Genomic DNA, 23,042 nt, shown 5'->3' on the forward strand with positions numbered 1-23,042 from the left:
TTTGTGCCCCGAACAGGATTCGAACCTGCGGCCTTTCGCTCCGGAGGCGAACGCTCTATCCCCTGAGCTATCGGGGCGCACTGCGCTACTTTACCACGTTGGCGGGCGCCGGGAAAAATACCTGGATTCTCAACCGGAGTGCGGCATCTTGTGCCCGCATCTTTGCCGGCCCCGGGTGCTGCTTCTTGTGCGGCATCGTGAAAGGCCCCGGGCGGCGGTGTAATTCTGTCGTAGATAGCACGTACACTTAGATGCGTGACTCCGGAAGAACTCAGTGCATGTATCGCGGCGGAAATCAGCGCCGCACGTAATGAAGGTCAGCTCCACCTCGATGGTGATATTCCCACGGTGAAAATCGAGCGCCCGCGTTCGCGCGAGCACGGGGATTGGGCCACGAATGTGGCTATGCAACTCGCCAAGCGCGCGGGGATGCCCCCGCGTGACCTGGCCACCCTGCTGGCCGGGCGCCTCGAAGGTGTGTCCGGTATCGCTCAGGTGGAGGTTGCCGGCCCCGGTTTTATTAATATTCGCCTCTCCGCGGGCGCGGCCGGGGAACTGGCTCGCAGCATCGTGGAACAGGGGGAGCGCTACGGTTCCTCCCAGGCGGGTGCCGGAACCACCGTCAATTTGGAATATGTTTCCGCGAATCCCACCGGCCCCATCCATATCGGGGGAGCGCGCTGGGCCGCGGTGGGGGATACCCTCGCCCGGATTCTCAGCTTCACCGGCGCGAACGTGGTGCGCGAATACTATTTCAATGATCACGGCAACCAGATCAACCATTTCTCGGAAAGCCTGCTGGCCGCCGCGCTGGGCCGCGAAACTCCGGAAGATGGCTACGGCGGAACATATATTTCCGATATTGCCGATCAGGTTATCGCCCAGGAGCTAGCCGCCGGGCGCCCTGATCCGCGCACCCTCCCGGAAGCCGAAGCTCAGGAAGTATTCCGCGCCGGCGGGGTAGAGCTCATGTTCGCGGAGATCAAGAGTTCCCTGGCTGATTTCCGGGCCGAATTTGATGTGTTCTTCCACGAACAATCCCTCCACGATTCCGGAGCGGTTGCCGCCGCCATTGAAAAGCTGCGCGAACGCGGTGTTATTTACGAAGAAGATAACGCGGTATGGCTGCGCTCCACCGATTTCGGTGATGATAAAGACCGCGTCATCGTGAAATCGGACGGGGAAACCGCCTACTTCGCCGGTGACATCGCCTACTACCTCGATAAGCGCCACCGCGGTGCCGATCACGCCGTCTATATGCTCGGCGCGGATCACCACGGCTATATCGGGCGCATGTACGCCATGGCCCGCGCATTCGGGGATACCGCCGGCAAGGGCGGCAATATGGAAATCCTCATCGGCCAGCTGGTCAATCTCAAGCGCGATGGTGTTCCGGTGCGCATGTCCAAGCGCGCGGGCACCGTGGTCACCCTGGAGGACCTGGTGGAAGCCGTGGGCGTGGATGCGGCACGCTACTCGCTGGTGCGCGCCTCGGTGGATACCACCCTGGAGCTGGACCTCAATGTGCTGGCTTCGCACACCAATGACAACCCGGTCTACTACGTGCAATACGCGCACGCCCGCACCGCGAATGTGGCCCGCAATGCGGCTGAACACGGGGTGCAGCGCGCGGATGCCTTCACCCCGGAACTGCTTGAGCAAGCCGATTCCGATCTCATCGGGCAGCTCGCCCGCTTCCCCGAAGTGATTTCCCTGGCCGCGGCCAATCGCGAACCGCACCGGGTGGCCCGCTACCTGGAAGAACTGGCCGGCGCCTACCACACCTGGTACGGCAAGGCCCGGGTCACCCCGCGCGCGGATGAAGAAGTCAGCGATCTGCACCGCACCCGCCTCTGGGTGAACGACGCCACTCGCCAGGTCCTCGCCAATGGCTTGCACCTGCTCGGGGTAAGCGCCCCGGAGAAAATGTGAGCGACTCGGTGAACACCCCGGTAACTAATCTCGAGCAGCTGCCCGCGCCCCTTCCCGAGGGTTCGCCTAGCGGGGTGTGGTCCACCACGGTACGCCGCCTTCCCGGTGACCTGGAGGTGGGCGGCTGTTCAGTGCGCGCCCTGGCGGAACGTTTCGGCACCCCGCTCTACATTCTGGATGAAGCCGATGCCCGCTCCCGGGCCGCCGCCTGGGTGAGCGCGATGCGGGAGGCTTTTGCCGAGTTGGCGGGAGCGGATGTTTACTACGCCTGCAAGGCTTTTGCCAGCGTGGGCGTGGCCAGGTGGATGCTAGAGGAAGGTCTCCACCTGGATACCTGCTCCGAAGGGGAGCTGCGCATCGCCCTGGCGGCCGGAGCGCGCGGGCACCAGCTTGGCTTGCACGGCAATAATAAATCCGCGGCGGAAATCGAGCTGGCCCTGGAACACCAGGTCGCCCACCTGGTGGTTGATTCCCTGGCCGAAGTGGAGCTGGTGGCGGCCGCGGCCGCGCAGCGCGGGCAGGTTGCCGCCGTTGTGGTGCGGGTGACTTCCGGTATTCACGCGGGCGGCCACGATTTCATTGCCACGGCCCACGAGGACCAAAAATTCGGTCTTTCGCTCGCCAGCGGCGCGGCCTGGGAGGCGATTAAGCGCATCGAGGCCAATCCGTGGCTACGCCTGGTGGGATTGCATTCGCATATCGGCTCCCAAATTGTGGCGACGGAAGCTTTCGTGGCCGCGGCACGCGCCATCCTGGACCTGCGGGCCCGGGTGGCCCGCGAGCTGGGAACCGTGATTCCCGAAATTGACCTGGGTGGTGGTTACGGGGTGCGTTATACCGGCGCGGATCCGATTCCGCCCACGCCGCGCGACTTCGCCACCGTGCTCGCCGCGGAAGTGGCCCGGCACAGCGCCGAGAGCGGCATTCCCGCCCCGCGGATCTCCGTGGAACCGGGCCGCTCCATTATTGCCCCGGCCGGTATGACGCTCTACACCGTGGGAACCGTCAAGAACGTCCACGTGGATGCCACCCGCAGCCGCACCTACGTTTCGGTGGACGGGGGAATGTCCGATAATATCCGCCCCGCCCTCTACGGCGCCGATTACACCGCGGCCCTCGTGGACCGCGTGCCGACCAGCACCAGCACGGGCACCAGCACGGGCACCAATGTTGAGGCCGACGACGCCGCCGCGGCAAGCGCGGCGGATCCCGCTGCCGGTGCGGCGGCCACCCAGGGGAATCCCGGAGGTGTGCGCGTCTGCCGAGTTGTCGGTAAGCATTGCGAATCGGGCGATATTGTGGTGCGCGCCGTCGCCCTCCCGGAGGATATTCACGCCGGTGACCTGCTTGTCACGCCGACCACCGGCGCCTACGGGCGAGTCATGGCCTCGCATTACAATATGCTGCCCAGCCCGGGAGTTATTGCGGTGAGCGGCGGCCGGGCCCGCTGGCTTATTCGCGGGGAAACCGTGGCGGACCTCCTCGCGCTAGACGCGGACTACCCGGCAACCGATTCCCCGGCAGCCGAGTAATCGCCCGGCAGCCGAGTAATCGCCCGGCCGCCGCAGCCGAAAACTAGAGCTGCCCGCGCGCCGGTGCACTAACAGCTGAGCGCCGGCGCGGGCGGCACCTAATCCTCCGGCAGCACGGCCTCGCTCACCTGAGCGGGCTTTTCCCAGGTATCCGGGGCGCTGCTCCACGCCGAAATCGCGTCCACCACCGGGCGCAGCTCGGCTACCGCGATCTGCCCGGCCGCGGTGGCCTGCCCGGCCTGACCCCAGGTACCTGCGGAGCCGAAAATAGCGGAAGTAATCCGGCTCATGGTGCCCAGCGCCCCCATGGCGATGGTGATGAGCGGAACGTGCAGCTCCTGGCTGGCCCGATAGGTCGCGTTGAGCACCGTTACCACATCACCCGGATGCGCGGGAGTGACCGCAATTTTCGCGATAGACGCCCCGTGCACCTGCAAGAGCCGCAGGCGATTCACGATCTCATCTTCGGGCGGGGTGGAACGGAAATCATGGTAAGAACCGATCACCGGAATCTGGGCCCGGGCCGCTTCTTGAATAATGCGTTCGGTCCACGCCCCGGTGCGGAACAGCTCCGCATCCACCGCATCCACCAGCCCGGATTGGATGAGCCGGATCACCAACGGTCCGTAATCATCGGGCATAATCGCTTTCTGGCCGCCCTCCGCCGCGGAACGGAACGTGCCCAGAATCGGTAGGTTCGTGGACTTACGCAAAAGGGTTCCCACCTCGGTGAGGGTGGCAAGATCCTCGAGGAAATCCACTCGCCATTCCAGAACGTCAATGTCCTGTTCAGGAAGCTTCGCTACCTGCGTCCGCAGCTCGTCACCATTGGCGGGCGTAATGGACACGAGGATTTTCGTCGGCCCGGAGCCGAAGGTGACGTCCTTGATTTTCACAGTGGGCATCGCGCACCTCGCTTTCTCTTCGTGCATCGGTCGATGCATTTTCCATGGGGATATTGTACCCATCCGCGTGGCGGGCGCCACACCCAGTTTTCGCCGCATACCAAGCCCATACGCTCGTGGCGGGCGGGCCGGTGGCGCGCCCCGGCCCTACCTTCGCTAGGCTAGGACACGCGAGGACAGAGAGGCCGGCGCGTTCGTCAAGATAAGGAGTAGGCGTGAAGGAAGTCAAGGTTGCCCTGCTGGGGGCGGGAACGGTGGGAAGCGCCGTCGTCCGCCTGCTGCAAGCCAATGCGGAAGAATTTAACCTGCGAGCCGGGGCGCGCCTGCGCGTTATCGGTATCGCGGTGCGCAACCTGGAGGCCCCGCGCGATCCCGCGATTGACCGCGCGCTGCTCACCACCGATGCCCACGCCATTATCGCCCAGGCGGATATTGTTATTGAACTTATGGGCGGCATTGAACCGGCGCGCGAATATATTTTGGCCGCTTTTGCCGCCGGCGCCTCGGTGGTCACCGGAAATAAGGCGCTGCTGGCCGAACACGGTCCAGAATTGTACGACGCCGCGGCGCGTGCCGGCGTCGACCTCTATTACGAAGCCGCGGTGGGCGGGGCCGTCCCGGTGGTTTACGGGCTGCGCGAATCCCTCGCCGGAGACCGCGTCACCCATATCCTCGGAATCGTCAACGGCACCACCAATTACATCCTTGACGAAATGACCACCAACGGGGAAAGTTTCGATGCCGCGGTGAAGAAGGCGCAGGAGCTCGGCTACGCCGAAGCTGATCCGAGCGCCGATGTGGACGGGTACGACGCCGCGGCAAAATGCGCCATCCTGGCCTCTCTCGCTTTCCACACCCGCGTCCAGCTTTCGGATGTGCACACCCACGGAATCCGCGATATCACCCCGGAGATGATTGCCTCGGCCGGGCGTGGCGGCTACGTGGTCAAGCTGGTGGCCTCCGCCAAGCGGCGCGCGGACGGCATTGAATTGTACGTGGGCCCCACGCTCATTCCCGCCCAGCATCCGCTCGCTACCGTGCACGGCGCCTATAACGCCATTGTGGTGGAGGGCGAAGCCGCGGATCGGCTCATGTTCTACGGGCCGGGTGCCGGCGGGAACCCCACCGCCACCGCGGTGCTTTCCGATCTGGTGGCCGCCGCGCATCACCGCGTGCACGGTGGGCTGGCTCCGCGCGAACTGGCGTACGGCGAGCTGCCGATTCTGCCCCCCTCCCAGGCGCGCTCGCGCTTCCAGCTGAGCATGGACGTGGCCGATCACGTGGGTGTTCTCAGCGAGGTTACCGGGACTTTTGCCCGCCATAATGTTTCCATTAGCGGGGTGAGCCAAGAATCGCCCACCGCGGATCACCTGTGCCGCCTCACGGTTACTACCCACGAAGCCCTCCAAGCCGATGTGGAAGCAACCATTGCGGATCTTTCCGCCGCCGCGGGCCTGGCGACCGTACGCACCGCGAGCTTCGTGCGGGTGGAGGTGGCCTAATGCGTATCGCCACCTCCGAAGCGCGGGTGCGGGTCCCGGCAACCTCCGGCAATCTCGGTCCCGGCTTCGACTGCATGGGCATGGCGCATAACCTCTGGGACGAAGTGAGCGTGCGCCTGACCACCGGCGCTACCCGGGTGAGTATCGAAGGGGAAGGCGCGGATGTTCTTCCCACCGGTGAAGATCACCTCATCGTGCGGGCTCTGCGCCGCGGTTTTGAGGCGGCGGCCCTGCCCGGCGTCGGTTTTGAACTGCACTGCGTTAACGCAATTCCGCAGGGGCGCGGCCTCGGTTCTTCCGCGGCGGCTGTGGTGGCCGGCTTACTGTTAGTGCGCGGCCTGGTAGATCGCCCCGATATATTCGACGACGGCGTGCTCCTCTCCCTCGCCACCGAATTTGAAGGGCACCCCGATAATGCCGCACCGGCGATTTTCGGGGGCGCCGTCGTCACGTGGATGGAAGGAACGCAGGCCCGGGCGGCGCGTATCCCCACCGCGGTGGACACCACCCTCCTTATTCCCGGGGAACAGCTCCTGACCGAAAAGGCGCGGGCCGCGTTGCCGGATACCGTTCCGCACGCAGATGCCGCTTTTAATGCGTCGCGCACCGCCATGCTCGCCCTTGCCCTGGAGCACTACCCCGATTTGCTGTGGCAGGCCACCGAGGATCGCCTCCACCAGGACTATCGCGCCGGGGCGATGCCGGCCTCCGCGGACGCGGTGCGGGCACTGCGCGCGGCCGGGTTCCCGGCCGTTATTTCCGGTGCGGGCCCATCCGTGCTAGTATTTTCACGCCTTGACGCTGACACAGTTTCTATGATGCAGCGGCGTGGATTTACGGTGAATACCGCTGGAATGTCCACACGGGGCGCCTATCTGGTGTAGACTAAGGTCTAACCGACGTTCTTATACCGGTTATTTCCCACGTACTTGAAATTGTCATAAGTGCGTTAACAACCCCTGAATTCCGAGGAAGGAACCTCGTGACGGAAACCCCAACATCAGGCGCAATCTCAACGATGCGGGTGCCGCAGCTGCGCGCGCTCGCCGAAGAACTCGGCCTGGACATTGACCCGAAAGCTAAGAAGGCGGACCTGCTCGCGGCCATTCGCGAAGTTCGCCCCGCGCGGCGCGGGCGGCCCCGCAAGGAAGATAGCCTCGCCAATATCAAGAAAACGCGCGAAAAGCCCGCTGCTGCCACCACGGCAAAGCCCGCAGCGAAGAAGGAAAGCGCGGATGAAGCCGCCTCGGTGTCGACCGCTGCGGAAGCAGCCACCCGCCCCCACGCGGTAAGTGCCGCCAGTGCTGATGCCGCACCCGTGGCGGCGCCCAGTACCGCCGCCGGCCGCGATGAACGTGAGGAACGTAAAGTGCGGCGCCGAGTGCGCCGGGATCACCGCGAACCGGTGCATATCGATCTGCCCGAACCGAAGCAGGAAGCTGCCTCGACTGCCCGCCGTTCCGATTCCCTCAGTGACGAAAACACCCTCGCGGCCCTGGATGCCATTGGCGATGCCGCGGAACGCCGCGCCGGTGACCACCATGACACCACCTCGGAGCGCCGCCGCCGCAAGCGCAACCGGCGCGGTGAGGAACATGAAGAAGCCCGCCGCTCCCGCCGCACCTCGGAACGCGCTGAACGTACTGATCGCGCGGATCACGAGGCGGAGGATTCCGCGCCGGCTTCTAAGCCCGAACGTGAGGAACGCCAGGAGATTCCGGCCGGTAAGCGCCAGGCGGAGGATACCCTCGTTCCCGTTGCCGGCATTGTGGATACCCAGGGTAACCAGATGGTGCTGCGCACCGGCGGCTACCTGCCCGGCCCCAATGATGCGCAGATTTCCACCGCGCTGGTGCGCCAGTACGGTCTGCGCCGCGGGGATGCCGTGGTGGGTGCTATTCGCCAGCACGATGAGGATAATTCCTCGCATAATAACCGCAATAACAAGCGTAATCCGCGCCGTCGTTACAATAATCAAAACAATAACCGGTCCGGTAACCAGCTCGTCCAGGTGGATACTATTAACTCCCTGCCCGCAGCTGAAGCAGCGCGCCGCCCGGACTTTAATAAGCTCACCCCGGTCTACCCGGATGAGATTTTGCGCCTGGAAACCGAACGTAAGGGCCTGTCTACTCGCGCCATCGATTTGGTTGCCCCCATTGGCAAGGGCCAGCGCGGCCTCATTGTTTCCCCGCCGAAGGCCGGGAAAACCATGATTATGCAGCAGATCGCCAAGGCGATTGCCGCTAATGATCCCGAGGTTCATATCATGGTGGTCCTCGTGGATGAACGCCCCGAAGAAGTGACGGATATGCGCCGCATCGTCAAGGGTGAAGTGATTGCTTCCACCTTCGACCGCCCGGCTTCGGATCACACCATCGTCTCCGAACTCGCTATCGAGCGCGCCAAGCGCCTGGTGGAACTCGGTCAGGATGTGGTGGTGCTCCTCGATTCCCTCACTCGCCTTTCGCGTGCCTACAACCTCGCGGCCCCGGCATCGGGGCGCATCCTCTCCGGTGGTGTGGATGCCGCGGCGCTCTACCCGCCCAAGAAGTTCTTCGGTGCGGCGCGCAATATCGAAAATGGCGGTTCGCTCACGATTATCGCCTCCGCGCTGGTGGAAACCGGTTCGAAGATGGACGAAGTTATTTTCGAAGAGTTCAAGGGCACCGGCAATATGGAGCTGCGCCTCTCGCGCCAGCTCGCGGACCGGCGTATCTTCCCGGCGATCGATATCAACGCCTCGGGTACCCGCCGCGAAGAAATGCTTTACAAGCCCGAAGAACTCAAGGTCATTTGGCAGCTGCGCCGGGCCCTGGGCACTCTTGGGGTGGATGAAGCGGCGGACTTCGTGCTCAAGCGGATGCGGAATACCGAAAATAACGCGGAATTCCTCGTGTCGATTATGCGTTCCATGCAAGGATCGCGCGGCGAGTAAGCCGAATAAAACACGGCGGGAGGAACCGGCCGGGGGTCGGGTACCGAGCGCGCGCAGCACGTAGTGATGTGATACGCGCACGGTACCTTGTCTCGGCCGGGCCGCCCGTGCCATAATTTTCTGTCGGCTCCCGGTTCACCGTGATGCGGAGAACCGTGCTCGGACCCGGGAGCAGCTACGAACCAAGGAGAGATAATGAAGCAGGGAATCCATCCCGATTACCACGAGGTCTCCGTGACCTGCACCTGCGGTAATGAGTTCACCACCCGTTCCACCTACAACGGTGACCACATGCGCGTGGAAGTGTGCAATAACTGCCACCCGTTCTACACCGGCAAGCAGAAGATCCTGGATACCGGTGGGCGTGTGGCTCGCTTCGAGGCACGCTACGGCAAGCGCAAGAAGTAAGCGCCACGGAAAGGAGCGTCACCGCAAGGGCGCTCCTTTTCTTTTTTTGCACTATTGTCGGTAGAGCTGCCACAGTCCCGTGGCGGTAGGGCACGCGCGGGGTGCGCGTGAAGAAAGGTCCTCGTTATGGCTGATACACGTCGTGAGGTTGCCGAGCACCATCTCGCTGAATTTGAAAAAATCGAAGCGGATATGGCTAGCCCGGAGGTTCTCTCCTCCCCGGATAAATTGCGTTCACTCGGGCGGCGCTACGCCGAACTCGGGCGGGTGGTACGCGTGTACCGGCGTTTCCTCCAGGCCGAACAGGACCTCACCGAAGCCCGGGAGATTATCTCCCAGGGTGGGGAAGATGCTGAACTCTTCCGCCCCGAACTTCCCGGAATGGAAGAACGCTACGAGGCAGCCTCCCAGGAACTCACGGAAGTCCTTATCCCCCGCGATGAAGACGATGCCCGCGATGTCATTATGGAAATCAAAGGCGGCGCCGGCGGGGAAGAATCCGCCCTCTTCGCCGGGGATCTGGCCCGCATGTACGAACGTTACGCCACCTCCAAGGGCTGGACTTGGGAAGTGCTGGGTGCCAACCAAACCGAGCTGGGTGGCTACAAGGACCTCGAGGTCGCCATTCGTTCCCGCGGGCAGCTCGAGGATCCTTCCGAAGGCGTATGGGCCCACCTCAAGTACGAGGGCGGGGTTCACCGGGTGCAGCGCGTACCCGTGACCGAATCCCAGGGGCGCATTCAGACCTCCACCGCAGGGGTGCTTGTTTTCGCGGAGGTAGATGACCCGGGTGAAGTCGAAATCGCCGCCAATGACCTGCGCATTGACGTGTACCGGTCCTCAGGGCCGGGTGGGCAGTCTGTGAATACCACCGATTCGGCGGTGCGTATCACCCACCTTCCCACCGGGATTGTGGTTTCCATGCAGGATGAAAAATCGCAGATCCAAAATCGCGAATCTGCGATGCGGGTGCTGCGCGCGCGGTTGCGCCAGCTCCAGCTGGATCAGCAGGCCGCTGAAAACGCGGAATTGCGTCATTCCCAGGTGCGTACCCTGGACCGTTCCGAGCGCATCCGCACCTATAATTTCCCGGAAAATCGTATTTCCGATCATCGCACTGGCTACAAGGCCCATAATCTCGACGCAGTCCTCGATGGGGATCTGGATGCCGTTATTGACTCGGCCCGGATTATGGATGAAGCGGCTCGCATGGAAGCCGCGGAAGAAAAGTAGAGAGTAGCCGAGCGCTATGACCACCTGGGCGGAATTGCTGGCAGGTGCCACCGCGCAGCTCACCGCGGCCGGGGTGGATTCGCCGGCCGCCGATGCCCGCTGGTTGGCCGAAGCGGCAGCGGGGGAACGCCCCTATCCGCGCGATACCCCGCCTCCCGCCCAGCGTGAGCTTTTTGCAAGCTACCTGGCCCGTCGCACCGCGCGCGAGCCGCTGCAGCATATTACCGGGCGGATGTATTTCCGCTACCTCGAGCTGGTTTCCACGCCCGATGCGCTGATTGTGCGCCCGGAAACTGAGATCGTCGCCGAACGCGCCATCGAGCACGTGCGAGCGTGCGTGGCCGCGCAGAGCCGCGGGAACACTACCGCCATTGGGAACGACGGCGCAGCGGCGGCGCAGAACTGCGCCGCCGAGCAGCAGGCCGGCCCCCTCGTCCTTGATTTGGGCACCGGCAGCGGAGCCATTGCCCTGAGTATTGCGACTGAAGTCCCCGCCGCCCGGGTGATCGGCGTCGACACAGATCTCCGGGCCCTGCAACTAGCTGCCACCAATAATGCCCGCTACGGGTCACCCGTCACTTTCCTGCACCACGATGTAACTGAGCCGCTCCCGGAACTGGACCACGCGGCGAGCGTCGTCGTCGCTAATCCTCCCTATATTCCACCCGATACGCCCGTGAGCGCAGAAGTGCGGGCCGATCCGGCGCGCGCCCTGTGGGGCGGGGGAGCGGAGGGCCTGGACCTGCCCAGGCTTTTTGTCGCGCGCGCGGCGCAGCTATTGCGGGACGGGGGTATCCTCGTTCTCGAACACGCGGAGACGCAGAGCGCGGCCCTGCGCGATTATGCCCGTAGCGTGGGTTTCACCCGGGTGGCAACCGGCCGGGACCTGGCCGGGCGGGAACGTTTTTTGGAGGCAGAATATGGACCCATGTGATGCCGCGGTAGCCGCCCTCGCGCGCGGCGAGCTCGTGGTTCTCCCCACCGATACCGTCTACGGACTGGGCGCGGATGCCTTTTCGCGCGCGGCTGTGACCCGGCTCCTCACCGCGAAGGGGCGCGGGCGCGATAAGCCCTCCCCGGTTCTTGTTGCCTCGATGGACGACGCCGCACGTTTGACCTCCGGCATCCCGGCCGGCGCCCGCGCGCTCGCGGCGGCGTACTGGCCCGGGGCTCTTACCCTCATTCTCCCCGCGAATGACAGCATCGGCTGGGATCTGGGCGAAACTCACGGCACCGTGGCGCTGCGCATGCCCGATCACCCGCTCGCCCTGGAGCTGCTGCGCCGCACCGGTCCGCTGGCCGTATCCTCCGCGAATCTCACCGAGCACGCCCCGGCCCGCACCGCCGCGCAGGCTCGCGAGCAGCTGGGAGAGAAAGTCGCGGTATACCTGGACGGAGGCACCGCACCGGGCGGGGTGCCGTCCACCATCGTGAGTTTCGCGGGGGAACGGGCACATATCCTCCGCCACGGCGCTATTCCGGATGCGGATATTGCCGCGGTGGTGCCCTTGGGCTGAAGCGGTTCGGCGGCGGCGCACTGATGCAGGAGCCGGGCCGGCTAGACTGAACGGCAGCGGTCAAGGTAAGGAGAGAGCATGCGCGTCTACTTGCTCATGATGGTGCTCAGCTGCGCCATCACCTACTTCCTCGTCCCCGCGATTCTGCGCCTGGCGCTACGCGTGGGTGCCATGACACAGGTGCGCGAACGCGATATCCACACCGTGCCTATCCCGCGGCTGGGCGGAGTGGCCATGTTCCTGGGCTTTTCGGCTTCTTTCGCTATCGCCTCTCAGATCCCCTACCTGCATCGGGTGCTCGGGTCCGCCTCGCAAGCCTGGGCGATCTGGCTGGGCGCCGGGCTCATGTGCCTGGTGGGTGCCATCGACGATATCTGGGAACTGGATTGGATGACGAAACTGGCCGGCGAGGTGCTGGCCGCCGGGGTCATGGCCTGGCAGGGCGTCCAATTCGTCACGCTGCCCTTTATGGGCCTGACTGTGGGCTCCACTCGCCTTTCGATTTTCTTTACCATCCTCATGGTGGTCATCACGGTGAATGCCGTGAACTTCATGGACGGCCTGGACGGGCTGGCCGCCGGGATCGTGGGCATTGCATCCCTGGCTTTCTTTATTTATTCCTATATTCTTACCCGCAATGCCACCCCGGGAGATTACACGTCGGTGGCCTGCGCGGCCGCGGCGGCCACGGTGGGGATGTGCGCGGGTATCCTGCCGCATAATTTCCATCCGGCCCGTATCTTTATGGGTGATTCGGGGGCGCTCATGCTCGGCATGGTGCTGGCCGCCTCCGCAATCCAGGTCACCGGGCAGATCGACCCGCAATCGACCTCCCTCGGCTACGCGCTCCCGGCATATCTGCCGCTGCTGCTGGCCCTCGCCGTGGTGGTGCTGCCGCTCTCTGATTTCATCTGGGCCGTCACCCGCCGCCTGGCCCGCGGGCAGTCTCCTTTCCACGCCGACGCCGGTCACCTTCACCACCGCCTGCTGCGCCTGGGGCATTCGCATACCGGCACCGTGCTCATCCTCTATTTGTGGACGGCCATTTTTTCATTCACCTGCATTTTGCTTATTGTGTTACCCGCCCGGCACGTCGCCCTGATTGGCGCGGCCGGGGTGGTGCTCGGTTGCGTGGTCACCTTCGGGATGTTCGGGCGACGGCGCAGCTCGGCAGCGCGCGGGGAGCGCATTCCGGAGGAGAATGCCGGAGATGCGCCCATTTCCGAAGTGGAGCCGGTGCGGGAAGCGGAGGAGGCATCATGAGAGCCCAATCCGGGTGGCGAGCTGCCCCGAGCGGAGGCGCCGGGCGATTGCTGCGCCGTGCCCAGCTGAGCGCAACACTCGGTTGCGTCGTCGTCGGAATAATCGGGGTGGCAGGGTGCCTGCTTGCCGGCCAGGGCGAGCACGCCTGCGCCGTGGGCTGGGCCACCCTTATTGCGCTGATACTCCAGGCGGTCACCTGGGCTAGTGCGGGCTACCTGCCCGGCGGGGCCGGATGGGCCCTGGGCGGCTACGCGGTCAAACTCGCGGTGGTCTTCGGGGGACTCGGGGCAATGCGAGCCCTCACGAGCGCGCCGGTGGGAACCGCGGCGCTGGCACTTGCCGGGCTCATTATCTGCGTGCTCGCGCTGCAATCCTGGGTGGTGCTGCGCGCCGATCTGCGCGCAGCCGCACCGTGAGTCCGGTTCACCTGGGGCGGTGCCGCGCGTACGCTTTCGGGACCAGGGCGCTAAGTCCTAGCTGTGCAGAGGCGGCAAGAGTAACGTAGACCACTGTTCACGGCGGCGAAGTTCAAGGCCGTGCGGTGATGACAATTGTGATTTCCACGCTAAGATAAGTTAGCAGTGCCGTTCAGGCGGGGTTCCCGCCGCGGAAAGATTCGATGGAGAGGGTGAGCGCATGGCAGTCGGTTCGTTCGCGAATCTGAGCATGCTCGGCCTGCCGATGGAGAACGACGGGTTCCACGCCCCGGGAGTTGAGGAATTCTTCCCCGCCCCCATCTTCTTCGCCGGCACGCCATTTGAGATGAATCGCGTGATGGTGATTCGTCTTCTTGCGGCTTTAGTTCTTCTGGTTTTCTGCGTTATCTACGCCAAGCGCGCCAAGCTCATTCCGGGCCGCGCGCAGGCCGCGTTGGAATCCTTGCTGGACTTCTCGCGGGTGCAGATCGGTGAAGAAATTCTTGAAGGGCAGGCACGGAAGTACCAGCCCCTGCTCGCTACCATTTTCCTCGGTACTCTCTTTATGAACCTGACCGGCGTCATCCCGGGCTTGCAGCTCGCGGGTACGTCGGTTATTGGTATGCCGCTCATTTACGCCGTGGTGGCGTACGTGGCCTTCATTATTGCGGGTATGAAAGAACGCGGGGCGGGTACCTTCTTCAAGGAACAGCTCTTCCCGCCCGGGGTGCCCTGGCCGATTTACATCATCATGACGCCCATTGAGTTGCTCTCTACTTTCATCATTCGGCCCGTCACACTGACGGTTCGTCTGTTGGCCAATATGCTTTCCGGGCACATGTTGCTCGTGCTTTGCTTCCTGGGTACCCACGCGCTCTACTTCTCCATGGGCGGGGGCCTCGGCATTGGCCTGGGTACGGTTACTCTGGTGGCCGGTATCCTCTTCACCGTCTTTGAACTTTTCGTGGCGTGCCTGCAGGCGTATATCTTCGCCCTGCTCACCGCCGCGTATATCCAACTTTCTATTTCCGCCCACTAAAACAACAAGAAAAGGACAATCCCATGACTGGATCTGCAGCAGTTCTCGCGACCATCGGTTACGGTCTCGCGGCCATCGGCCCCGGCATCGGCGTCGGCCTCATTGGTGCGAAGAACCAGGAAGCTACCGCACGCCAGCCCGAGATCCGTGGCTACCTGCGTGTCAATATGTTCCTGTCCATCGCCTTTACCGAAGCACTCGGCCTGATCGGCTTCGCCGCGGGCTTCGTGTTCGGAGCTTAAGCAATGTATCTCGCTGAAGAACACAGTGTTATTATTCCGGCCATCCCGGATCTGCTGTGGGGCACGGTATCTTTCCTCATCGTCGCCATCGCGGTGTATAAATTCGCCTGGCCTACGTTGACGAAGATGCTCGATGAGCGGCGGGAGAAAATCGAAGAAGGTTTGCTCGCTGCCGAGCGTGCCCGCGAGGAAGTGGCTCAGGAACGTGCCACTATCCAGTCCGAAAAGGATGCCGCGGTGCGCGAAGCCGCGGATATCCGCGCCCAGGCACAGTCCAATGCCTCCGATATTATCGAGCGTGCGCGCCGGGAAGCCGGTGAAGAAGCGCGGCGCATTTCCGCCGCGGCCCAGGTTCAGATTAAGGCTGATACCGATGCCGCCGCGCGGATTCTCCGCGCGGATCTGGGTACCATGGCTTCGCAGCTGGCCGGTCGTATCGTGGGTGAGCAGATTCGCCTCGATCCGAGTGTAAATCAGGGCGTTGTCGATTCGTTCCTCGATAATCTCGAGGAGCAGGTGCGAGCGGGGGCGTAATGCGGTCCACGAGTAAGCAATCCGCCGTCGCGGTCACCGCCGAGTGGGACGCGCTGCTTCAGGAACATCCCGGCCGGGAAATTGACTTGGCGCGCGAACTTTTCGCCGCTGCAGACGCCATCAATGCCTCTCCCTCCCTGCGTGGAGCCCTCGCGGATACCACCCGGGCTGGGGCGGCACGGGAAAGCCTGGCAGGTGCCATTTTCGCCGCCCACGTGAGCGCACCGGTTCTTACGGTGCTGCGCGCGGTAGCGGGGCGGACGTGGACGGAGGACGCTGATCTCGTCACGACCGTGGATACTCTCGGCGCACACGCCGTGCTGGTGCGGGCGCGTGGTGCCGGGGTGCTCTCCGGCGTCGAAGATGAGCTCTACCAGCTTATGCGTACCCTTAAAGAAACTCCCGAGCTACGCATCACGCTCTCCCGCGAGGAATACTCCGCGGAGGAACGCGCCGCGCTCTTTGATCGTGTGGTTCCGAATATCCAGGAGGAAACCCGGGTGCTCGCGCACCGCGCCCTCGCGCGAGTACGGGAGATGACCCTGGCCGCGTCACTCATGGAGTACGCGGCCCAGGCAGCTGAGTTGGGTGAAGTTTCCGGAGTATCGGTGCTGGTAGCCCAGCCGCTCACGGCAACGCAAGAAGAACGCCTCCAGCGCGCCCTGACCGCGATGTACGGAACCGAAGTTTCCATCCACGTCTCGGTAGATCCGGCTGTGGTGGGCGGTATGCGTATCCAGCACGGTTCGGATGTCATTGACGCGACGCTGCAGTCCAGAATTAAAGATGTACGCGATAAAGTCGCGGCCATGCCGGCGGCACCGGCGAGCAACAGGTAAGGAAAAAGAATGGCTGATCTGACAATCCAGCCCGAAGAGATTCGGGCAGCGCTCGATAACTTCGTGCGTAGCTACACGCCGGAGCAGTCCGAGAGTGAGCAAGTTGGTCACGTCACCATGACGGCGGACGGCATCGCCCGCGTGGCCGGCCTGCCCGGTGCGATGGCCAATGAACTTCTCGTTTTCGAGGATGGCACCCGCGGACTGGCGATGAACTTGGAAGAGCGGGAAATCGGCGTCGTGGTTCTCGGTGACTTCTCCAATATTGAAGAAGGCCAGGAAGTGCGCCGCACCGGTGAGGTGCTCTCCGTCCCGGTGGGCGACGGATACCTCGGCCGCACGGTGGACCCGCTCGGCAAGCCGATTGACGGCCTGGGCGAAATTGAAAATCTCAGCGGCCGGCGTGCCCTGGAGCTGCAGGCTCCCGGCGTAATGATGCGTAAGTCGGTGCACGAACCGCTAGAAACCGGTATCAAGGCGATTGACTCAATGACCCCGATCGGGCGCGGGCAGCGCCAGCTCATTATTGGAGACCGCCAGACAGGTAAAACCGCCCTCGCGATTGACACCATCCTCAACCAGCGCAAGAACTGGGAAACCGGGGATCCTTCCAAGCAGGTGCGCTGCATTTACGTGGCCATCGGCCAGAAGGGTTCCACCATCGCTTCGGTGCGCGGCACCCTGGCCCGCTACGGCGCGCTGGAGTACACCACCATCGTGGCTTCCCCGGCATCCGATCCCGCGGGCTTCAAATACCTGGCTCCCTACACCGGTTCGGCCATCGGCCAGCACTGGATGTACGAAGGCAAGCACGTGCTTATCGTCTTTGACGACCTGTCCAAGCAGGCCGAAGCCTACCGTGCCGTGTCCCTGCTGCTGCGCCGCCCGCCGGGGCGTGAAGCCTACCCGGGCGACGTTTTCTACCTGCATTCGCGCCTGCTGGAACGCTGCGCCAAGCTCTCCGATGAGCTGGGCGGGGGTTCTATGACCGGCCTTCCGATTGTGGAAACCAAGGCGAACGACGTGTCGGCTTATATTCCGACCAACGTTATTTCCATTACCGACGGCCAGATCTTCTTGCAGTCTGACCTCTTCAACTCCAATCAGCGCCCGGCCGTGGACGTGGGTATTTCGGTGTCCCGCGTGGGCGGCGACGCGCAGATCAAGGCCATGAAGAAGGTTGCCGGTACCCTGAAGATCACCCTGGCGCAGTACCGCTCCCAGGCGGCCTTCGCTATGTTCGCTTCCGATCTTGACCCTGCCACCCGCCAGCAGCTCACCCGCGGTGAGCGCCTCATGGAACTGCTTAAGCAGCCGCAGTACACCCCGTACCCCATTGAGGAACAGGTGGTCTCGGTGTGGGCCGGCTCGAAGGGATATCTCGATGATGTCCCGGTGGAGAAGGTACACGATTGGGAAGCCCGCATGCTCGACTACGTGCGTCACAACTCCTCGGTGCTGGAAACCATTGCCTCGACCGGTGAGATGGATAAGGATCTCGAAGCCGAACTGGAAGCCACGGTCAGTGCCTTCACGGAGTCCTACCGCACTGCCGAAAACCTGCCCGCGGGTGGGGAAGAGGATGTCCCGGCCGAGCAGGCCCGTGAAACTCTCGCGCGGCCGACGAAGGGTTAATCGATGGCCGGCGAACAGAGGATTTACAAGAGCAAAATTCGTGCGACGAGCACCCTGCAAAAGGTGTTCCGCGCGATGGAGCTCATTGCGGCCTCGCGTATCGGCTCGGCGCGCCGGGAAGCGCAGGAACTGGACCCTTACGCGCGGGCGGTAACCCGCGCGCTCGGGCTGGTGGGGCGCCACGATTTTGACGCCCAGCACCCGCTGATGCGCGAGCGTACCGATACCAATCGGGTGGCGGTGCTCGTGGTGACCTCCGATCGCGGCATGGCGGGAGCTTATTCCGCCAACGTGTTGCGCGAAGCGGAACGCACCGTGGAGAATCTGCGCGCCGAAGGTAAGGATCCGGTGCTCTACGTGACCGGGCGGCGCGGCCTGCAGTACTTCAAGTTCCGCGGGGTGAATATCGCCGGGGAGTGGAGTGGCACCTCGGATAAGCCCGATCCGGAGCAATCCGATGAAATCGCGCGCACCCTCCTCGAGGCTTTCACCGCTCCGCCGGACGAAGGCGGCGTCGCCGAAGTCCACGTGGTTTACACCCGTTTCGAATCGATGGTGAGCCAGGTGGTGCAGGTGCGCCATATGCTTCCGCTAGCCATTGTTGACTACGGGGAAGGCGATTTGGAGGATACCGGATCGGAATTCTCGGGCGGCGGCACGGAAGAAACCGAACCGCTTTACGATTTCGAACCCTCGGCACACGACGTTTTCGAAGCGCTTGTGCCCATGTATGTTCGCAAACGTATTTCCTCGATTCTTCTCATGGCGGCGGCTTCCGAACTCGCCTCGCGTCAGCAGGCGATGCACGCGGCTACCGATAACGCTGCTGAACTTATTGAGAAGTACACCCGGCTCGCCAATAACGCGCGCCAGGCTGAGATCACCACCGAGATCACTGAAATCGTCTCCGGTGCCGATGCCCTAAGTAACGGATAACGCGCTTCGTAACGGATAAGGAACACACTATGACTGCACAACTAGAGGAGCAGACCGCGGACCTGGCCACAACCGGCCGGATTACGCAGGTCATTGGCGCCGTCGTCGACGTCGAATTTCCGTCCGACGCGCTTCCCGATATCAATAACGCACTGAAAACCACGGCTACCCTCCCCGCCGGTGACGGAAGCGTCATCGAGCAGGAGATGGTCCTGGAAGTGGCCCAGCACCTGGGCGATAACGTGGTGCGCACCATCGCGATGAAACCGACGGATGGCCTGGTGCGCGGCGCCGTCGTTATCGATACCGGTGCCCCCATCACCGTTCCGGTCGGGGACGTTACCCGCGGGCACGTCTTCAACGTCGTGGGCGAACCGCTCAACGTTTCCCCCGATGAGATCGACGTGAAGGAACGCTGGTCGATTCACCGCCAGGCTCCCGCCTTCGATGAACTCGAGCCGGAAACCCAGATGTTCCAGACCGGCCTCAAGGTTATCGACCTGCTCACCCCGTACGTGCAGGGTGGCAAGATCGGCCTCTTCGGCGGCGCGGGCGTGGGTAAAACGGTGCTCATTCAGGAAATGATCCAGCGCGTGGCCCTCGACCACGATGGCGTTTCCGTATTCGCCGGGGTGGGCGAACGTACCCGTGAAGGTAACGACCTCATCCACGAAATGGACGAAGCCGGGGTGCTTGATAAGACGGCCCTCGTCTTCGGCCAGATGGACGAGCCGCCGGGGGTGCGCCTGCGCATCGCCCTGTCCGGCCTGACGATGGCGGAGTACTTCCGCGATGTCGCCAACCAGGACGTGCTGCTCTTCATCGATAACATCTTCCGCTTCACCCAGGCCGGTTCGGAAGTATCCACCCTGCTCGGGCGCATGCCTTCCGCGGTGGGCTACCAGCCCACCCTGGCTGATGAAATGGGTGCGCTCCAGGAACGTATTACCTCCACGCGCGGGCATTCCATTACCTCGCTACAGGCTATTTACGTTCCCGCGGACGATTACACCGACCCGGCACCGGCAACCACCTTCGCCCATCTGGATGCAACCACCGAACTCTCGCGTGATATTGCCTCCATGGGCATTTACCCGGCCGTGGATCCCCTCGCCTCAACCTCGCGTATTCTGGACCCGCAGATCGTGGGCCAGCAGCATTACGAGGTCGCGACCCGCGTCAAGGCGATCCTCCAGAAGAACCGCGAACTTCAGGACATCATCTCCATCCTCGGTGTGGATGAACTCTCCGAAGAAGACCGCCTGACCGTCGCCCGCGCGCGCCGGATCCAGCAGTTCCTCTCGCAGAATATGTACACCGCGGTGAAGTTCACCGGCGTGGAAGGCTCCACCGTTCCGGTTGCGGAAACCGTTGAAGCGTTCCGCCGTATTTGCGACGGCGAATACGACCACGTCCCCGAGCAGGCCTTCTTCAATATTGGCGGCATCGAGGATCTGGAACGCAAGTACCACGAACTGCGGAGCGAATAATGCTGGACGTTGAGATCGTTTCCCAGCGGGAGCTGGCGTGGCGCGGGAATGCCGAATCGGTGACCGCGCCCGGCACCGAAGGCTCGGTGGGTATCCTCACGGACCACACCCCGCTCGTTGCCCTCCTCACGGAAGGTAACGTCGAGGTGCGCGGCTGCGAGGACGGACGCGATCGCAGCTTCACGATGTCCGGCTCCGGCTTCCTCACGGTGACCGCCAACCAGGTCATCGTGGTGGCCGATTCGGTCAGCGAGCAGTCGGTCAACGGGCAGTAGGCGGAGAGCGCGAATGAGCTGGCAAAGCGTAGCACTGATCGTCGTGCTGGTTCTCCTCGCGCTCCTCATCTACTTCCTGGCGCGGGTCCGCTACCTCTTCAACCAGTGGGGCTCCTCCCAGGCCGCGGTGCGCCGCCAGCATCGCTGGCATACCGGGGTGGTGTTTTTCCGCACCGATGCGCTGGAGTGGTTCCGGGTGGCATCCTTATCCTGGCGCCCGGCGTTGCGCCTGGACCGGCGTTCCCTGAGCATCAACCTGGTTAAAGTGCGTGATGATATCGCCGCCGCCCGGGTGGGGGATGCTCATACAGAAATTGATATGGCCATGAGCTGCCAGGCGCATACCGCGCTGGTGGCGTGGGCGGATTCGGCCCCGCCCCGGGGAGATTGGGTGTTGTTCTAGATGCGCGTTGTTTTTGCTACCTGTTCGGTGGATTACTCCGGACGCCTGGACGCGCATCTCGAACCGGCCACCCGGCTCCTCATGGTCAAAGCCGATGGCTCCGTGCTAGTCCACGCGGATACCGGCTCCTATAAGCCCCTCAACTGGATGATGGGCCCCACGCTCTTCACCGAAGAAGAACCGAGCGCGGCGGAGCGCGAGGCGGGCGTGCGCACTATCTGGAATGTGGAGCACAAGAAAACCGACGACCGCCTGGTCATCCGCATTTACGAGGTCTTTTCTGATTACGAACAGGATCTCGGGGAAGATCCCGGGCTCGTCAAAGACGGCGTGGAAGCGCATCTGCAAAAACTGCTGGCCGAACAGGTGGAACGTATCGCCCCGCATGCCAGCTTGGTGCGCCGCGAGTACCCCACCGCCATCGGCCCGGTGGACCTCATGGTGCGCGACGGCGAGGGCGGCTATATCGCCGTCGAAATTAAACGCCGCGGGGAAATTGACGGGGTCGAACAGCTCACCCGCTACCTCGATTTGCTGCGCCGCGACCCCCTCCTCAATCCGCTCCGCGGCATTTTCGCGGCCCAGGAAATCAAACCGCAGGCCCGTGTGCTGGCCGAAGACCGCGGCATTGACTGTATGATCTTGAACTACGACGATATGCGTGGCATAGACCACCCGGAGGATCGACTGTTTTAGGACGGGATAATGGGGTTCTTATACGGCCGGGCAGCGTTGCCCGGCGGCGTGCGCGAATGCGATATCGCGTGGGACAACGGAGTTTTCACGCGGATAACGCCCAGCGAAACGCGAACACATACAACTACTAAGAACGACGACGCAGCTCCTGGCGGTGAGCTCCCGGACGGGTGGTTGATCCTGCCCGGGCTTGTCGATGAGCACTGCCACGGCGGGGGAGGAGCCTCCTTCCCGGATGCGGAGGATAGCGCGGAGGTAGCGCAGGCGGCCGGCGAGCACCTGGCCCACGGCACCACCTCCGTAGCCGCGGCCCTGACCACCCTGAGCGTGGAGCGTATGGAAGCCGGGGCGAGCCTCATGGCCGACGCGGTCGAGGATGGCACCCTGGCCGCGATCCTTATCGAGGGCCCTTTCCTTTCCAGCGAGCGGGCCGGGGCTCAGAACCCGGCCTACCTGGAAGCTCCGAGCGTAGAGATCGCCACCCGGCTCCTCGATGCGGCCCGCGGGCACGCCTGGGGGATGACGCTCGCCCCCGAACTTTCGGGGGCGAGCGAGGTGGTGGACCTCCTGCTCGAGCGCGGTGTGGTGCCTACCTGGGGGCATACCCACGCGGAGGCCGGCCCGGCGCGTGAGCTTCAGGAACGGGCGGTGGCGGGCGGGGCCATCCCGGTGGCCACCCACCTGTTTAATGCCATGCGCGAATTGCGTCACCGCGCGCCCGGCCCGGTGGCCGAGTATTTAGCTGCCGCGCGCCGCGGCAGCTGCGTCGTCGAACTTATCGGAGACGGCGTTCATATTAGCTCTGAGCTGGTGCGCAACGTGGTCGAAATCGTGGGCCCGGAAAATATCGCGCTCATTACCGACGCGATGGCGGCGGCCGGCATGGCGGATGGCACCTATGAGCTGGGCGGGCTGCGCGTGCACGTGACCGACGGGCAGGCGCGGCTACGCGGGGGCAATCTCGCGGGCGGTACCTCGCATCTTCTTGATATTGTGCGCACCGTGGTCGGTGCGGGGGTTGAGTTGAACGACGCCGTCACCATGGCGAGCGCCACTCCGGCCCGCGTGATGGGCTTGGATGATCGCGGGGCGCTCGAAGTGGGCAAACGCGCGGATCTGCTGGTGGTGGATGAGGAGCTGCGCCCGCGGCGGGTCTACCGCGCTGGGAAGCTGGTCGCGCAGGACGGCAAGCTGGTGGCATAGCGGGCGTGCGCATCTGTAGTGCAGTGTGCGCATGCATAGTCCGGCGCGTGCATAGGTAGCTTGGCGGCCGCGGCGTCGCACGGCGTGCTAGTGGACTCCGCGCG

At 63.6% G+C, this 23,042-nt stretch carries 23 protein-coding genes and 1 tRNA gene; 22 read left to right on the top strand and 2 right to left on the bottom strand.

Features of this window, described 5'->3' with window-relative positions; genetic code table 11:
- Positions 1–4 precede the first annotated feature (4 nt).
- Positions 5–77: transfer RNA gene (locus ACRQDJ_RS06100), tRNA-Arg, on the bottom strand.
- 178 nt (positions 78–255) lie between these two features.
- On the opposite strand from ACRQDJ_RS06100, the gene argS reads away from it, so the two are divergent.
- Complete coding sequence (argS, locus tag ACRQDJ_RS06105; RefSeq protein ID WP_284896321.1) at positions 256–1,932, top strand: arginine--tRNA ligase; 1,677 nt, start codon at positions 256–258, stop codon at positions 1,930–1,932.
- Positions 1,929–3,464, top strand: coding sequence for a diaminopimelate decarboxylase (lysA, locus tag ACRQDJ_RS06110; RefSeq protein ID WP_284896323.1), 1,536 nt, complete (start codon positions 1,929–1,931; stop codon positions 3,462–3,464). Before argS ends, lysA begins: the two co-directional genes overlap by 4 nt.
- Positions 3,465–3,562: 98 nt before the next feature.
- Here lysA and aroD read toward each other — a convergent pair whose 3' ends face one another.
- The gene (gene aroD, locus ACRQDJ_RS06115; RefSeq protein ID WP_284896325.1) at positions 3,563–4,369 is read right to left on the bottom strand and encodes a type I 3-dehydroquinate dehydratase; all 807 of its coding nucleotides are present in this window, start codon (positions 4,367–4,369) and stop codon (positions 3,563–3,565) included.
- A gap of 215 nt (positions 4,370–4,584) precedes the next feature.
- Between aroD and ACRQDJ_RS06120 the strand changes: the two genes are divergently transcribed.
- The 20 genes from ACRQDJ_RS06120 to ACRQDJ_RS06215 all read left to right on the top strand — a co-directional run bounded on the left by ACRQDJ_RS06120 (position 4,585) and on the right by ACRQDJ_RS06215 (position 22,938).
- The gene (locus ACRQDJ_RS06120; protein WP_284896327.1) at positions 4,585–5,871 is read left to right on the top strand and encodes a homoserine dehydrogenase; all 1,287 of its coding nucleotides are present in this window, start codon (positions 4,585–4,587) and stop codon (positions 5,869–5,871) included.
- Positions 5,871–6,755, top strand: coding sequence for a homoserine kinase (gene thrB, locus ACRQDJ_RS06125; RefSeq protein ID WP_126134863.1), 885 nt, complete (start codon positions 5,871–5,873; stop codon positions 6,753–6,755). The genes ACRQDJ_RS06120 and thrB overlap by 1 nt, the downstream gene beginning before the upstream one ends.
- 98 nt (positions 6,756–6,853) lie before the next feature.
- Positions 6,854–8,809, top strand: coding sequence for a transcription termination factor Rho (gene rho / locus ACRQDJ_RS06130; protein ID WP_126134864.1), 1,956 nt, complete (start codon positions 6,854–6,856; stop codon positions 8,807–8,809).
- A 195-nt stretch (positions 8,810–9,004) separates the two neighbouring features.
- The gene (rpmE, locus tag ACRQDJ_RS06135) at positions 9,005–9,217 is read left to right on the top strand and encodes a 50S ribosomal protein L31 (protein ID WP_016441737.1); all 213 of its coding nucleotides are present in this window, start codon (positions 9,005–9,007) and stop codon (positions 9,215–9,217) included.
- A gap of 126 nt (positions 9,218–9,343) precedes the next feature.
- On the top strand, positions 9,344–10,450 hold the full coding sequence (gene prfA / locus ACRQDJ_RS06140) for a peptide chain release factor 1 (protein WP_320757388.1): 1,107 nt from the start codon (positions 9,344–9,346) through the stop codon (positions 10,448–10,450).
- Between the two features lie 16 nt (positions 10,451–10,466).
- Entirely contained in the window at positions 10,467–11,384 is a 918-nt protein-coding gene (gene prmC / locus ACRQDJ_RS06145) for a peptide chain release factor N(5)-glutamine methyltransferase (RefSeq protein ID WP_320757387.1), read from the top strand.
- Complete coding sequence (locus tag ACRQDJ_RS06150; RefSeq protein WP_320757386.1) at positions 11,371–11,967, top strand: L-threonylcarbamoyladenylate synthase; 597 nt, start codon at positions 11,371–11,373, stop codon at positions 11,965–11,967. Before prmC ends, ACRQDJ_RS06150 begins: the two co-directional genes overlap by 14 nt.
- Positions 11,968–12,045: 78 nt before the next feature.
- On the top strand, positions 12,046–13,230 hold the full coding sequence (locus tag ACRQDJ_RS06155) for a glycosyltransferase family 4 protein (protein ID WP_320757385.1): 1,185 nt from the start codon (positions 12,046–12,048) through the stop codon (positions 13,228–13,230).
- Positions 13,227–13,646, top strand: a complete 420-nt coding sequence (locus ACRQDJ_RS06160; RefSeq protein WP_320757384.1) for a hypothetical protein — start codon at positions 13,227–13,229, stop codon at positions 13,644–13,646. The genes ACRQDJ_RS06155 and ACRQDJ_RS06160 overlap by 4 nt, the downstream gene beginning before the upstream one ends.
- A 220-nt stretch (positions 13,647–13,866) precedes the next feature.
- Positions 13,867–14,685 (top strand): F0F1 ATP synthase subunit A, encoded by an 819-nt coding sequence (atpB, locus tag ACRQDJ_RS06165; protein ID WP_320757383.1) that lies wholly within the window; start codon positions 13,867–13,869, stop codon positions 14,683–14,685.
- Between the two features lie 23 nt (positions 14,686–14,708).
- Positions 14,709–14,927: an ATP synthase F0 subunit C gene (gene atpE / locus ACRQDJ_RS06170; RefSeq protein WP_016441730.1), complete on the top strand. Its 219-nt coding sequence runs from the start codon at positions 14,709–14,711 to the stop codon at positions 14,925–14,927.
- Positions 14,928–14,930: 3 nt separating this feature from the next.
- On the top strand, positions 14,931–15,461 hold the full coding sequence (gene atpF / locus ACRQDJ_RS06175; protein WP_320757382.1) for a F0F1 ATP synthase subunit B: 531 nt from the start codon (positions 14,931–14,933) through the stop codon (positions 15,459–15,461).
- Positions 15,461–16,300 carry a F0F1 ATP synthase subunit delta gene (locus tag ACRQDJ_RS06180; protein ID WP_320757381.1) on the top strand — a complete coding sequence of 280 codons (840 nt, stop codon included), beginning with the start codon at positions 15,461–15,463 and terminating at the stop codon, positions 16,298–16,300. The genes atpF and ACRQDJ_RS06180 overlap by 1 nt, the downstream gene beginning before the upstream one ends.
- A gap of 9 nt (positions 16,301–16,309) precedes the next feature.
- Entirely contained in the window at positions 16,310–17,935 is a 1,626-nt protein-coding gene (atpA, locus tag ACRQDJ_RS06185) for a F0F1 ATP synthase subunit alpha (protein ID WP_320757380.1), read from the top strand.
- Between the two features lie 3 nt (positions 17,936–17,938).
- Complete coding sequence (locus ACRQDJ_RS06190; RefSeq protein WP_320757379.1) at positions 17,939–18,871, top strand: F0F1 ATP synthase subunit gamma; 933 nt, start codon at positions 17,939–17,941, stop codon at positions 18,869–18,871.
- 29 nt (positions 18,872–18,900) lie between these two features.
- Positions 18,901–20,361, top strand: a complete 1,461-nt coding sequence (gene atpD, locus ACRQDJ_RS06195) for a F0F1 ATP synthase subunit beta (protein WP_320768637.1) — start codon at positions 18,901–18,903, stop codon at positions 20,359–20,361.
- Positions 20,361–20,636 (top strand): F0F1 ATP synthase subunit delta/epsilon, encoded by a 276-nt coding sequence (locus ACRQDJ_RS06200; protein WP_435706289.1) that lies wholly within the window; start codon positions 20,361–20,363, stop codon positions 20,634–20,636. The genes atpD and ACRQDJ_RS06200 overlap by 1 nt, the downstream gene beginning before the upstream one ends.
- Before the next feature lie 13 nt (positions 20,637–20,649).
- Positions 20,650–21,039, top strand: coding sequence for a DUF2550 family protein (locus ACRQDJ_RS06205; protein ID WP_435717885.1), 390 nt, complete (start codon positions 20,650–20,652; stop codon positions 21,037–21,039).
- On the top strand, positions 21,040–21,735 hold the full coding sequence (gene nucS, locus ACRQDJ_RS06210; RefSeq protein WP_435706290.1) for an endonuclease NucS: 696 nt from the start codon (positions 21,040–21,042) through the stop codon (positions 21,733–21,735). It abuts the gene before it with no gap.
- A 9-nt stretch (positions 21,736–21,744) separates the two neighbouring features.
- Positions 21,745–22,938: an N-acetylglucosamine-6-phosphate deacetylase gene (locus tag ACRQDJ_RS06215; RefSeq protein ID WP_435713409.1), complete on the top strand. Its 1,194-nt coding sequence runs from the start codon at positions 21,745–21,747 to the stop codon at positions 22,936–22,938.
- The last annotated feature ends 104 nt before the right edge of the window (positions 22,939–23,042 follow it).

The sequence above is a fragment of the Actinotignum urematis genome, from assembly GCF_051264595.1.
GTDB classification, from domain to species: Bacteria; Actinomycetota; Actinomycetes; order Actinomycetales; family Actinomycetaceae; genus Actinotignum; species Actinotignum timonense_A.